This is a genomic window from Klebsiella sp. HC6, from assembly GCF_022605325.1.
GTDB lineage: Bacteria > Pseudomonadota > Gammaproteobacteria > Enterobacterales > Enterobacteriaceae > Klebsiella > Klebsiella terrigena.
The window spans coordinates 3,901,966-3,914,016 of record NZ_CP093276.1 but is presented as its reverse complement, the minus strand read 5'-3'; the positions used below and the strand labels follow the sequence as shown (position 1 = coordinate 3,914,016).

At 53.4% G+C, this 12,051-nt stretch carries 15 protein-coding genes; all 15 read left to right on the top strand.

The genetic code is table 11. The annotated features are described in order from the left end of the window. The first annotated feature begins 49 nt into the window (after positions 1 to 49). Complete coding sequence (locus MMW58_RS18910; protein ID WP_241721853.1) at positions 50 to 1,099, top strand: major capsid protein; 1,050 nt, start codon at positions 50 to 52, stop codon at positions 1,097 to 1,099. Between the two features lies 1 nt (position 1,100). Beyond that, the gene (locus MMW58_RS18905) at positions 1,101 to 1,481 is read left to right on the top strand and encodes a hypothetical protein (RefSeq protein WP_241721852.1); all 381 of its coding nucleotides are present in this window, start codon (positions 1,101 to 1,103) and stop codon (positions 1,479 to 1,481) included. A 4-nt stretch (positions 1,482 to 1,485) separates the two neighbouring features. Next, the gene (locus MMW58_RS18900) at positions 1,486 to 1,845 is read left to right on the top strand and encodes a head-tail joining protein (RefSeq protein ID WP_241721851.1); all 360 of its coding nucleotides are present in this window, start codon (positions 1,486 to 1,488) and stop codon (positions 1,843 to 1,845) included. Next, on the top strand, positions 1,842 to 2,387 hold the full coding sequence (locus MMW58_RS18895; RefSeq protein WP_241721850.1) for an ATP-binding protein: 546 nt from the start codon (positions 1,842 to 1,844) through the stop codon (positions 2,385 to 2,387). The genes MMW58_RS18900 and MMW58_RS18895 overlap by 4 nt, the downstream gene beginning before the upstream one ends. A 2-nt stretch (positions 2,388 to 2,389) precedes the next feature. After that, positions 2,390 to 2,569: a DUF2635 domain-containing protein gene (locus MMW58_RS18890; RefSeq protein WP_241721849.1), complete on the top strand. Its 180-nt coding sequence runs from the start codon at positions 2,390 to 2,392 to the stop codon at positions 2,567 to 2,569. Next, positions 2,570 to 4,087: a phage tail sheath subtilisin-like domain-containing protein gene (locus tag MMW58_RS18885; RefSeq protein WP_241721848.1), complete on the top strand. Its 1,518-nt coding sequence runs from the start codon at positions 2,570 to 2,572 to the stop codon at positions 4,085 to 4,087. It begins immediately after the preceding gene. 3 nt (positions 4,088 to 4,090) lie between these two features. Next, positions 4,091 to 4,459, top strand: a complete 369-nt coding sequence (locus tag MMW58_RS18880; RefSeq protein ID WP_025713562.1) for a phage tail tube protein — start codon at positions 4,091 to 4,093, stop codon at positions 4,457 to 4,459. Between the two features lie 3 nt (positions 4,460 to 4,462). Beyond that, positions 4,463 to 4,741, top strand: a complete 279-nt coding sequence (locus MMW58_RS18875) for a phage tail assembly protein (RefSeq protein ID WP_154916314.1) — start codon at positions 4,463 to 4,465, stop codon at positions 4,739 to 4,741. Positions 4,742 to 4,885: 144 nt separating this feature from the next. Beyond that, positions 4,886 to 6,676: a lytic transglycosylase domain-containing protein gene (locus tag MMW58_RS18870; RefSeq protein ID WP_155005439.1), complete on the top strand. Its 1,791-nt coding sequence runs from the start codon at positions 4,886 to 4,888 to the stop codon at positions 6,674 to 6,676. 66 nt (positions 6,677 to 6,742) lie between these two features. Then, entirely contained in the window at positions 6,743 to 8,143 is a 1,401-nt protein-coding gene (locus tag MMW58_RS18865) for a DNA circularization protein (protein WP_241721847.1), read from the top strand. After that, complete coding sequence (locus MMW58_RS18860) at positions 8,140 to 9,219, top strand: phage baseplate assembly protein (protein ID WP_241721846.1); 1,080 nt, start codon at positions 8,140 to 8,142, stop codon at positions 9,217 to 9,219. Before MMW58_RS18865 ends, MMW58_RS18860 begins: the two co-directional genes overlap by 4 nt. Next, positions 9,216 to 9,782: a phage baseplate assembly protein domain-containing protein gene (locus MMW58_RS18855; protein WP_241721845.1), complete on the top strand. Its 567-nt coding sequence runs from the start codon at positions 9,216 to 9,218 to the stop codon at positions 9,780 to 9,782. Before MMW58_RS18860 ends, MMW58_RS18855 begins: the two co-directional genes overlap by 4 nt. Then, entirely contained in the window at positions 9,779 to 10,228 is a 450-nt protein-coding gene (locus tag MMW58_RS18850; RefSeq protein ID WP_241721844.1) for a phage GP46 family protein, read from the top strand. Before MMW58_RS18855 ends, MMW58_RS18850 begins: the two co-directional genes overlap by 4 nt. After that, positions 10,218 to 11,366 carry a baseplate J/gp47 family protein gene (locus MMW58_RS18845; protein WP_241721843.1) on the top strand — a complete coding sequence of 383 codons (1,149 nt, stop codon included), beginning with the start codon at positions 10,218 to 10,220 and terminating at the stop codon, positions 11,364 to 11,366. The genes MMW58_RS18850 and MMW58_RS18845 overlap by 11 nt, the downstream gene beginning before the upstream one ends. Then, positions 11,363 to 12,031 carry a YmfQ family protein gene (locus MMW58_RS18840; protein WP_154916319.1) on the top strand — a complete coding sequence of 223 codons (669 nt, stop codon included), beginning with the start codon at positions 11,363 to 11,365 and terminating at the stop codon, positions 12,029 to 12,031. The genes MMW58_RS18845 and MMW58_RS18840 overlap by 4 nt, the downstream gene beginning before the upstream one ends. Positions 12,032 to 12,051 lie beyond the last annotated feature (20 nt).

The following is a 12,051-nucleotide window of genomic DNA, read 5'->3' as shown; positions in this document are numbered from 1 at the left end:
TCATTCCAATTTTTGCCAGCGTGCAGTTGGCATTATCAAGAGACTGAATATGGAAAATATTTATGATACCAGCGTACTGGTACAGGTCGTTCCTAACCTGAAAACCAGTCAGAACTGGCTACTCGATCGCTTCTTCCCGAATGTCGTGACCTACGAGACTGAAGAAGTGGCGATTGATGTTGATGTCGGTCTGCGTCGTATGGCGCCGTTTGTCTCTCCGCTGGTGGAGGGCAAGCTGGTCGAGTCCCGTAAATACCAGACCAATACCTTCAAACCTGCGTACATCAAAGACAAGCGCGCCCCTGATCTGCGTAAACCTATTCGTCGTCAGATTGGCGAGCGAATTGGTGGCGAATACACCGCCGCCGAACGTGAAATGTTAAATCTTCAGTTTGAAATGACTGACCAGATCGACATGATCAATCGTCGTCTGGAGTGGATGGCGGCCAGCGCGCTGGTGTCCGGGACAGTCACGGTCACCGGGGAGGGTTACGAAACCAAAGTGGTGGACTTTGGTCGCGCTTCTGACCTGACCATCACCCTGAGCGGTTCGGATAAATGGCCGCTGACCGTTGCCGCCGGTGCGACCAATACCCAACCGTCAGATGATATTGAAGACTGGCAGACCACTTTCCTGAAAGAATCCGGTTCTGTCGCCACTGACCTGGTCTTCACGAATAAGTCGTGGCGTGCATTCCGCCTAGATACCACCATCAAGGATAATGCCATCAACTTCCCGGCGCTGAGCCCATTTGGTAACCAGATTAATGCGGGTCCGCAGGTGATGAAGGGGGCTATCTATAAAGGGCGTTGGGGTAATTTTGACCTCTGGTTATATAACGACTGGTACATTGACCCGCTGGACAACGTTGAGAAGCCGATGATCCCTGATGGTGCCGTCATCATGAGCGGTGCGGACCTGATGGGTACCCGCGCCTTTGGCGTCATTCTGGATCCGGCATTCAACTACGGCCCGCTGGCCTATGCACCCAAGTCATGGGTGAAAGAAGACCCGGCACAACGCCTTATCCTGATGCAATCCTCTCCGCTGGTTATTCCGAGCCGGGTAAACGCTTCCCTCTGCGCAACGGTGGTCTGATATGGCTAAAACAACCAAAACCGGGTCGGTGGATGACCTGAATGCGGAAGGCACTGGCGAAGACGACCTTAACGTTGATGACCTGAATGCAGGCGAAAGCGTCGCAGGTAATCAGCAGCAAGGCGATAAGGGCGGTGCCGATTCATCCGGTGATGATGGTGCTGAGGATGATGCGGACGAAGAAGCCGCAGCTCCTGAATTTGTGGTTCTGAAGGGGAACTGCATTCGCCATGACGGAGGGATTTACCGCGAAAATGTGCGTATCCCGGTATCCGGTAAGGATGCTGAGCGCCTGCTGGCTGCTGGTGTGATTGCCGATGTTCAGGTTCTGCGTCAGCGCATACTCTCTGCGGCGCCTGCCGTGAGCATCACTACGGAGTAAGCATATGGGAGTGGACTGGGATTTACACCTTTTGAGTCCGCTTCATGGCGTCTTCGGCGATGAACACGAGTACCGCCCTAAAAGCGGTGCTCCGTTCACGATTAACGGCATTTTTGACCGTGGCTATGCCCAGGCTGCTGAAAACCTTGACGGGGATTCAGTGATTAACACTTCCAGCCCGATGCTGGGTGTGCGTGATGCCGAGTTCAGGAAACTTGGTAAGCCGCAGCCCGAAGTATCTGACCGGGTGTTTATTAAAACAGTGGGCGGCCACGTCATTAATCAGTTATTCGCGGTGTCCAATGTCGAGCCGGACAGTCATGGCGGATCCCGCCTTGTTCTCAATGTGGTGAAAGAACGATGAATGCAGCAGCTATTCGTAAAATGGTGGTGACGGCGTTGGTCGGTCACACCGATGCCGGCGACCGCGTTTATTCTCCGCGGGACTGGCCAACCTCGGCGGCACTTTATCCAGCGCTGCTGGTGCAGACCCCGTTTGACCATAAAAAGGCGCAGGGCCGGAATACGCCGGCGTTTACCACGGTGACCACTGTTCGCATTACTGGCCGAGTCCAGGAATATGACGGGGAAACCGATGATGACGGCGCCATGCGGGCCGAAACTGCGCTGGAGGACCTGCGCGAGCAGGTAGAAAGGGCGGTGATCAACAGCTACGAGCTCACCCGTAAAATCCAGAAGTACGCGGAAATCCGTTCGACGATTGACGTTGACGGCGAGGGGGAGGCTCATCTGGGCCAGCTGCTGTTTGAGATCGACATCGAACATTATCAGGGGCCGGAAGATTTTTATCCCATCGACCCACCGCCGTTGGAGGGGAGTGATATCACCATCGAAATGCCTGACGGCACGCAGCGGCCTGGCATCAGTATTAACCTGCAGGAGTAACCATGTTTGTAAAACCAAAAGACGGGCTTAGCGTTCGCTGCCCCGTCCGGGGTGAGCCATTGCCTGTAGAAGGTGCGGTTGTCCCGGATAATACGTTCTGGCGCCGCCGGCTGAAGGATGGCGATGTCAGCCTGGTGCTGGAAAAAGGTGTGAAAAACACCGTTAAAAAAGAGGACGCTTAAATGACCGTTCCGTTTTCACGAGTTCCTGGAAATCTCCGGACGCCATTGTTTTATGTTGAGTTTGATAACTCGATGGCCAATACCGCGACAGTGACGCAACGAACCTTGCTGATTGGCCAGATGCTGGCTGCTGGTTCGGCGCAGGTCAATATCCCCGTCAAAGTCTCTTCGGCGAATGGTGTAGGGGATCTGACTGGTAAGGGGTCACAACTGCATGGCATGATGACCGCCTATCAGAAGAATGACACGGCCGCTGAAATCTGGATCCTGCCGCTGGCAGACGATACAGAATCAATGACGGCGGCGAAGGGGAGTATCAAGGTTGCGTCACAGGCGTCTGAGACGGGCGTAATCTCTCTTTACCTCGCCGGGACCCGCGTGCAACTCACCGTGCTGGCAACTGATACGCCGGCGCAAATTGCGACGGCACTGGTGGCCGCTATCGCCCGTAAAACGGACCTCCCGGTTACAGCAGCCGTTAAATCGGATGCGACCGATACGGTAGAGTTGACGGCAAAAAATGCGGGCCTCCTGGGTAACGGGATGGATATTCGCCTTAACTACCTGGGGACGCAGGGCGGTGAATCGACGCCGGCGGGTCTCACCCTGACCATCACGGCGATGGCGGGCGGCGCTGGCGCGCCTGACTTTGTCGATGCGCTGGGCAACCTGCAGGATAAGACGTTTGATTTCATCATCAACCCCTACGACGATACCGCCTCTCTCGATGCGATGAGGGCGTTTCTGAACGATGCTTCCGGCCGCTGGGCATGGGATAAGCAGCTGTATGGTCACGCTTTCGGCACGACGTCGGGAACCTACGCCGAGCTGGGTACGAAAGGCGAGACCCGAAATAACCAGCATGAAACGCTGCTGGGCGTCTATCGCTCGCCAACGCCTCGTTATATCTGGTCTGCTGCAATCGTCGGGGCTATTGCCCCGAGCCTGCGGAACGATCCTGGCCGCCCGCTGCAGAGCCTGCCGGTTTATGGCGTACTGGCGCCCGCTCTGCAGGACCGTTTCGAGCTCACTGAGCGTAACAACCTGCTGTACAGCGGTATTTCAACGTACACCGTCGCCGACGACGGGACGGTCAACGTGGAAAATATCATCACCACCTACCAGAAAAACAGCTACGGCGATGAAGACGACAGCTATCTGCAGGTGGAGACGTTGTTCAGCCTGATGTTCGTGACCCGCTATCTCCGCACGGCGGTGACCAGCAAGTTCGGGCGCATGAAACTGGCTGCCGATGGTACCCGATTTGCACCCGGTCAGCCCATTGTGACACCCAATATCATCAAAGCAGACCAGATCGCGGAATACCAGACACTGGTGTTTAACGGGTATGCACAGGATGCCGACGCGTTCGCGAAAAATATCATAGTTGAACAAAATGCGTCCAATCCGAACCGCGTTGACGTCCTGTGGCCGGGAACGCTCATCAATCAGCTGCGTATTTTTGCGCTGCTTAACCAGTTCCGCCTGCAGGCGCAGTCAACAGATACAGGAGCATAACTCATGGCTGATACCTCTAACCGCCTGGCCGGTACCGCCTATGTCACCGTGGACGGTATATCGGTGATGGTGGAAGGTTCCTTTAAATACCAGCCGTCCACTGTTAACCGCTCGACGCTGACAGGTATGGATGGTGTGCATGGTTATAAGGAAAAACCGGTTGCCGGGTATATCTCAGCTCGCCTGCGTGACAGCGGCGGCACCAGTGTCCGGGGGTTTAACGGGCAGACCAACGTTAACGTGATCGCCGAGCTGGCGAACGGGAAAACGATTATTGGTCGCGCGCTCTGGACGGTCAACGTTCAGGAAGTTGAAAGCGAAGATGCAGTGTTCGATGTTCGCTGGGAAGGCCGCGACGTGACGGAGAATTAATCTATGGCTGAATTAGAACGTACGAAGATCATTATTCTGACCGTCCCCCTGGACGATGCCGCGCAAAAAATACGTTATGAGCAGCTGGAGCTGAAGGCCCCTACACTGACTCAGGTTGAGAAGTTCTACGAAAAACAGGAATCCTCTACCTCGATTGCTGCAATGCGCTTGCTGATCGCCCTGGTGACAGACACCCGGGAAAGCGTGCTGGCGCCGATGGACTATGTGGATTTCTGCAAATGTAAGGAGTATCTGCTCGGTTTTTTGAACTGGAAGCCCTGACGGCGTGGCAGGAGCTGGCGGCGGACGTCACCTTCTATTTCGGGTGGAGCGACGAACGGGCGTGGGGTATGACCCAGAAACGGCTGCTCTGGTGGGTGGTGCAGGCCAAACGAATTAATAAACTGAAGTCCGGAGATCAGGACGATGAGTAATGCATTCGATTTCGAGCTGATTGCGGACGACAGGGTCAGCGCCACCATTGATGAAATCAACGAGGCCATTAAAAACCTGCTCCCTCAACTGGATAAGACGCAGGAAAAGCTTAACCTCGGCGGTGATGAGACGGTTGATAGCCTGGATGATGTCGGCGGCCGGCTGGATAAAATGGCCCGTAGCGCACGGGATAACGTCCAGTTCATCGGCGATATCATTCCTCCACTGAAGATCGTCGGCGAGCTGGCAGGTAAAATGGCAACCTTTGGTGCGGCCGGCGTTGTCGGATACGGCATAAAAAAGGTCGCCGACGGTTTCAGGGAAGCGGCTAAGGAGGCGTACAACCTCGATACTCAGGCGCAGAACACGGCCATGAGTGTTCAGGATTTTACGCGCCTGGCAGGCGCGATGCGTATTCTGGGGGCAGATAGTGAAAGTGCGGCCTCATCAATTGAGGGAGTTTTTAAAGCATTCAATGAGGCCGCCAGCGGTAAGAATGCGGGTGTTATGGCTGCTATGGCACAAATTGGCGCGCAGATCGAAAAGAACAGCGACGGCTCAGTGAATACCCTCAAAACACTGGAGTCGATTGCTAAAATTTTTCCGACCCTGCGACCTGACCAGCAAAAATCGTTCGCGGATGCTATGGGTCTGACGCCAGAGCTTCTGACACTGATGCGTGAAGGCGCGAATTATAAAAAACTCCTGGCGAAAGCCGATGAGTTTGGTCTGACTGTTGATCCAGGTCTGAATAAACAGCTTTCAGATGTCAACGTGACGATGAATGAACTGGGTGCTGCCTGGGATGGTTTAATCAATAAGTCAGAAAAAAAGGTTCTGAAATTTGTTATGTCCGACGGCTCCGTAAAAAATGGACTGGAGGGTATCACGGATTTGCTGACCAACGGTGATTTAACTGCCTTATCTCACGCAGCCGGCTTTATCAACACTGATGAAGCCGAAAAGCTACGCCGCATCCAGGGAAATAAAGACCTTTATAATAAACTCACTCGCCGGGAGCGTGGGGCGGTCGATGCGGGTTTTATGACCGACGCCGTCCGTAAACGCTATGATGCAGAATATGGCGCGACGGATGCGGCAGAGCGTCTGCGTGGTGATATGTCAGTGATTGCTCCGCAAAAAGCCTCCGGCAATGAAAAAATCCCTTATCGCCAGAACGACAATACCAGCCGGTATGACGATCTCCTCAGTGAGGCAGGCAGAAAGTATGGCGTGGATCCGCGTCTGTTGAAAGCCATCATGAAGCAGGAATCTAAGGGTGATCCCTATGCCATTAGCCGAGCCGGGGCCCGCGGGCTTATGCAGATTATACCGTCTAATTTTAAGTCTACAGGCATTTCAGACTGGACCGATCCTCGTCAGAACATCTTCGCTGGCGCGCAGATTATGGCGGAAAACATGCGAAACGCGGGTGGCAACATCCCGTTAGCGTTGCGCTACTACAATGGTGGTTATGACCGGCGTCGTTGGGGGCGGGAGAATGCAGCGTATCCTGGTGCGGTTTTAGGGTATTACCAGGACATTATCAGCGGCGATACTGGTGGAAACCCATCAGGAATTAATCAGGAGAAACCTGGTAGCATTGTTCAGCCCACGGCGGGCGCGGGTTCTGTATCCGTTAATGATTTAACCAAATCGTTCAAAAGCGCTATGGAAGATAACAAGCTGAAACTCGAAATAACCACGGTTAATGAAAAAGGGGACCGGAAAGTGTTTGAAACACAAAACGGCGGACGCATAACACTCCCGATGAGTTATTAGAAAATCCTCGCATAGTTGCAAACAGACCGCCTTCAGCAAGGCGGTTTTTTTATACCCGGAGTTTATATGCCAATTATTCAGGATGCGATTTCTTCGCTGATGGGGGGCGATGCCAGTGACGACTGGTTGAGCAAGCTGCAACCTTCCAGTTTCCGGGGTGTTCCGTTTGCCGTTATCGCCGAGGAAGGCAGTCACGGTCGCCGCCAGGCGGTGCACGAATACCCTTATCGTGATACCGCCTGGATAGAGGACATGGGGCGCGGTGTCCGGCGGATTGTTATTCGTGGCTTCCTCATTCAGGACAGCCAGATGTATGGCGGTGGGGATGTTATTACCCAGCGTCAGGCGCTTATCTCTGCATGTGAAGATAAGGGCGCCGGTACGTTGATTCATCCTACCCTGGGTGAAATGACGGTGGCTATACCCGAAAATGGACTGCGCTTATCCGGTTCGGCAGATGCCGGACGGGTATTTGAATTTACGCTGATGGCTATCGAGTCCGGACTGAAAGTGTTTGCAGTTACCGGCAGCAGTGCGGCAGGTAAAACCGTTCGGACTAATTACCTCAAACTGGTCAGCACGACGGTGCTCAGTACGATCGCGCGGATTAAAGGCGAAATCCGCGGGATGACGCAGGCCATCAAAACCATAAAGAACACAATCGGCTTCTGGATCAACATGGTGGACAGCACCATCAACGAGGTGACGAACGTCAGTAACGTTCTGAAATCCACGTTCGGGAATCAGCGGTACGGTCGTTACAGCAAAGGGACCGTAGGTGGCTCGTCATCCGGGGTGACCGGTAGCAGTTCAGCCGATGATACCGATGATTTTGAATCACTGTCTGAGCAGGTATCTGCCAGCGCCATCATGGACCGCCAGGGGATTTTTGACACCGTCAGTGGTTTGAATAGCTCAGCCACGGTGGATGATTTTGTACAGCGTACCGCCGACGTTATTAACGCGATCCTCAACTGCACCGGAGGTGTTAATGAGCGTATAACCGCGCTGGGAAAGCTGGCCAGCGCCACCAGTTCAGAATATCAGCAGTCGTCAGCAGGGGCGGATATAGCGGAAAGCGTCAATGTTCTCATCATTGTTCTGTGCAGCGCAGCAATGGCGGCCGCTGCCGCCGAATCAAACCCGACGAGTCGTAACGAGGCAGAGCAGATAATCCGCCGGGTCTCTGATCAGCTGGATGCAGCCCTGCTGGCGACAGGCGACCGCGCTGACGATGAACTCTACAGTTCATTATTGCTGGTCAGATCTTCATTTCTTGACACCATGTCGGCGCTTTCAGCCAGTTTAAGCGAGCTCATGCAGTTCAATTCTGCGCAACCACTCCCCGCGCTGGCACTGGCTAATCGGTTATATCAGGATGTCGGGCGCGCTGATGAGCTGATTCAGGAGTCAGACGTACCGCATCCGGCCTTTATGCCTGTTTCGATGAGGGTGTTACGACAATGAGCGATGATCAGGATGTAGTAACGCTGACAGTCGGTGACAAAAAAATAGAGGGCTGGGATTCAGTCCGCGTGACGCGCTCCATTGAGCGTTTCCCGTCCGATTTTAGCCTCGGACTCCTGGATTATTACCCTGGCACCCAGGATCGCCAACTGGTGCAGGAAGGCGCGCCCTGCGAGGTCCACTTTGGTGAGGACCCGGTGATAACGGGTTATGTTGACAGCTGGGAGCCGGCGATAACGCGTGCCAGACATGAGGTTCAGGCGAACGGACGCAGCAAATGTCAGGATCTGGTGGACTGTTCTGCAGAGTGGCCGAACAACGTTATCAACGGAAGTGATGCGCTTAGCATCGCTTCCCGGCTGGCTTCATGGTACGGCATTAAAGTTTCATCCGATGTTGATGATTTGGTGGAGGTACCCCAGTTCACGATTAACTGGGGGGAATCGCCACAGGAGATCATCGAGCGAGTATCCCGGTGGTCGGCGCTGCTCTATTACGATCTGCCCGACGGTAACCTGCTGCTTACCCGCGTAGGCACACGGCGGGCGGCCAGTGGGGTGGCAGAAGGTGAGAACGTCGAGCAGGCGTACTACCGCGCTGATATGTCGGAACGGTTCTCTGATTATGTCGGCGTCTCAATGAGCGTTTCTCCGATCGCCGGTTTTTCTCCGGATACTGCCTATGATTCGGTGACGCTGGCGACCGCTCGTGACCCTGAAGCAGCGGAGATGCGCTACCGTAAACGCATCATTATCGTTGAAAGCACGCTGATGGCGTCGAAGCAGGCGCAGCGCGCGATCGACTGGGAGATGAACCGCCGGTACGGCCGCTCGAAGCAGATAAGCGTCACGGTAGACAGCTGGCGGGATAAGGCGGGGAAATTGTGGGAACCAAATACGCTGATCCCGGTGAATCTCCCCACGCTCAGGCTGCCGAACACTGAATTACTGATAGCGGAAGTCACGTTTATGCGGGACAGCGATGGCACGCATGCCCGGTTGACGTTGATGCCGAAAGAGGCCTTTGCGGTGCAACCCTATGCGTTTTACCAGCAGATAGCAGGATTCAACTCATGAGTTTTTTTCGATTTTTCGCAAATATGCTGGGAGTGGGGCGAGTTACTGCGATGAAGGACGGCGGTGGAACCCAGTCCGTGCAGTATCAGACTCCGCTCGAGGTCGCCAACGCCCACAGGCTTGCGGAGTTTGGGTTTTCCTCCGGGCTGCCCGTTGGGACAGATGTGATGCTGGTATTCCTCGGGGCGAATCGCTCCAACCCTGTTGTTATCGCTTCTAACCATCAGGGATACCGCCATTCAGATCTGAACCCCGGTGAAACGGTGATGTACAACCAGTGGGGGCTTTACATCCAGCTGACGGAGGCCGGCGTCATCATCAATGCAAAGGGTCAGGACGTAATCGTCAATAATGCCAAAAATCTGACAGCTACCGCGACAGAACAGGTAAAGCTCATCACACCTAAATTACTCGTCACCGGTGATGTTATTGATAACTGTGAAACCAACGACAAAACGCTGAAACAGCTACGGGATGCGTATAACGATCACGATCATGAAGTGAAAGGGGTCGAGCAAGGTAACGACACCGTAACCAGCGAGAAACCGGGAGAACAGGTATGAGTGATATTTCATCATTCTGGAATGTCGATGCGCTTTGTGCCGACTGGCGATCCGATCTCGGCGCGCTGGAAACCGGCAACGACCTGCAAACTGCAATCATTATCAGCCTGTTCACTGATCGCCTTGCCCGCCGGGACGATAATTATGACGGTAGTGATCGCCGTGGCTGGTGGGGGGATTCAGACGCAGATGAGCAACTGGGGTCTCGCTTGTGGTTATTGCGCCGCGAAAAACTGACGACTAATGTCGCAATCAGGGCAGAAGAGTATGCGAACGAGGCTCTTGGTTGGCTGAAAAGTGATGGTGTGGTCAGTGATATCAGCTGCGCAACACAGATCGTTATGCCGAACAGGCTCAATCTGATTATTCGTTATCTGCCGCCGGACGGAGACTGGCAGGAGAGCGCATTTTTCTGGATCTGGGAGCAAATAAACAATGCCGTTTAAACGAAAAACGCTGAGTGAACTGCGCGAAGAAAACCGGCAGTTTATGCAGGCTGAACTGAAAAATGTCGGTGCACTGCTTCGCTTCGGTAACCTCAAGGTTATCGCAGATATGGATGCGGGTATGTCACACCTGCACTATGCCTACCTGGATTACATTGCCCTGCAGACAAACCCATTCACCTCTACCGATGAATGGCTGGCGGGTTGGATGGCCCTAAAGCAGATTTATCGCAAGGCGGCCACCGCCTCACGTTCTACCGAAGTTGAAGCCACCGGTACCGTGGGATACAGACTCCCTGCAGGGACGGTTCTTAATCGGTCTGATGGATATCAGTACGTTACTGATGCGGAATTGATTATCGGTTCCGGGAAAAAGGGGACGGTGGCCATCACCGCTATCCTGCCTGATCTGACTGATGATTCGACAGGCGGCGGGAGTGATGGCAATGCTGACGCAGGTACAATTCTCACCCTTGATGCGAATGTATCCGGTATAGACAACTCGTTAACATTGATTAACCCGGCAACAGGCGGCACCGACATCGAAGGTGTTGAGGACTTCAGGCAGAGGGGCCTGCTGGCATACCAGAATCCGCCTCAGGGCGGAAGTGATGCCGATTATAAAAAATGGGCGTTGGCCGTCTCCGGTGTTACCCGTGCATGGGTAAAACGCCGGGGAATGGGTGTAGGGAGTGTTGTCATTTACATTATGTGTGATGGAAATGATGCGACAAATAACGGGTTTCCTACAGGAACCGATGGCGTTTCTTCACTGGAAGACTGGGGTGTCATAAAGGCGACGGGAGATCAGGGCAGGGTAGCTGATTATATTTATCCGCTCCAGGCGGATACCGCAATCATCTATGTTTGCTCTCCAATAAAAAAAGTTGTAGACCTCATCATTTCAGGCATTCCGAATACCGACAGCGACACAATACAGGCAATAAAAGATGCTATCAATTTACTGTTTTTTGAAAACGGCAATCCGGATGGCAATGGGAAGATTTATTTATCCGATATTAATGGCGCGCTGAGCCAGGTTGAAGGTTCAACCGGATATGTACTGGAGTCCCCTGCGCAGAATATCATTCTGGAAACGGGGGAGTTACCATTACTGGGTGAGGTTAACTTCACATGAGTTTGTACTCCGTTGACGACTATACCCGCGCACTTTTTGCCTTGATTCCCACAGGTCTCGCGTGGCCACGTGATCTAAAAAGCACTCAGTACGCGACCCTCAGGGCGCTGGGCGATTCCTTTGCTCGTTCTGACACTGACTCACAGGCACTGCTTAGTGGCGGCTTTCCGTCAACAGCATTGATGATGCTTTCCGAATGGGAGAGCGCGCTTGGCCTTCCCGATGATTGCGCGATTGGTGAGGTCGGAAGTATCAGCGATCGGCAGCGAGCTGTTGTTTCAAAGCTTATCAGTACCGGTGGCCTGAATCGGGCCTATTACATCAATGTAGCTGCAGCACTAGGTTATGAAATCACCATAAACCAGTTCCGGCCTGCGATGTGCGGGATGTCGGTTTGTGATGAGCCTATAAATGGTGAGGAATGGCCGTTTACCTGGCAGATTAATGTTCCTGGATCATCGGTAAGATATTCGTATGCGGGGACCACCTTTTGTGGTGACGCACTGGCGTCATGGGGTGACAAGCAATTTGAGTGCTCCATAACAAAAATAGCACCCTCACATATTAATATTATTTTTGCGTACGGTCTGGATGCCGAACTGAATACACCAGAATATCGCATGATATTTGATATAGCCATGAACAGAGAATGGCCTGAATCTTAGTTATTTCAATATGTCATCAC

Bases quoted from the DNA above. Each gene is read 5' to 3' on its own strand.
- MMW58_RS18910 (WP_241721853.1), top strand. From the start codon at position 50: ATGGAAAATATTTATGATACCAGCGTACTGGTACAGGTCGTTCCTAAC.
- MMW58_RS18875 (WP_154916314.1), top strand. From the start codon at position 4,463: ATGGCTGAATTAGAACGTACGAAGATCATTATTCTGACCGTCCCCCTG.
- MMW58_RS18880 (WP_025713562.1), top strand. From the start codon at position 4,091: ATGGCTGATACCTCTAACCGCCTGGCCGGTACCGCCTATGTCACCGTG.
- MMW58_RS18850 (WP_241721844.1), top strand. From the start codon at position 9,779: ATGAGTGATATTTCATCATTCTGGAATGTCGATGCGCTTTGTGCCGAC.
- MMW58_RS18855 (WP_241721845.1), top strand. From the start codon at position 9,216: ATGAGTTTTTTTCGATTTTTCGCAAATATGCTGGGAGTGGGGCGAGTT.
- MMW58_RS18900 (WP_241721851.1), top strand. From the start codon at position 1,486: ATGGGAGTGGACTGGGATTTACACCTTTTGAGTCCGCTTCATGGCGTC.
- MMW58_RS18885 (WP_241721848.1), top strand. From the start codon at position 2,570: ATGACCGTTCCGTTTTCACGAGTTCCTGGAAATCTCCGGACGCCATTG.
- MMW58_RS18845 (WP_241721843.1), top strand. From the start codon at position 10,218: ATGCCGTTTAAACGAAAAACGCTGAGTGAACTGCGCGAAGAAAACCGG.
- MMW58_RS18865 (WP_241721847.1), top strand. From the start codon at position 6,743: ATGCCAATTATTCAGGATGCGATTTCTTCGCTGATGGGGGGCGATGCC.
- MMW58_RS18860 (WP_241721846.1), top strand. From the start codon at position 8,140: ATGAGCGATGATCAGGATGTAGTAACGCTGACAGTCGGTGACAAAAAA.
- MMW58_RS18840 (WP_154916319.1), top strand. From the start codon at position 11,363: ATGAGTTTGTACTCCGTTGACGACTATACCCGCGCACTTTTTGCCTTG.
- MMW58_RS18905 (WP_241721852.1), top strand. From the start codon at position 1,101: ATGGCTAAAACAACCAAAACCGGGTCGGTGGATGACCTGAATGCGGAA.
- MMW58_RS18895 (WP_241721850.1), top strand. From the start codon at position 1,842: ATGAATGCAGCAGCTATTCGTAAAATGGTGGTGACGGCGTTGGTCGGT.
- MMW58_RS18890 (WP_241721849.1), top strand. From the start codon at position 2,390: ATGTTTGTAAAACCAAAAGACGGGCTTAGCGTTCGCTGCCCCGTCCGG.
- MMW58_RS18870 (WP_155005439.1), top strand. From the start codon at position 4,886: ATGAGTAATGCATTCGATTTCGAGCTGATTGCGGACGACAGGGTCAGC.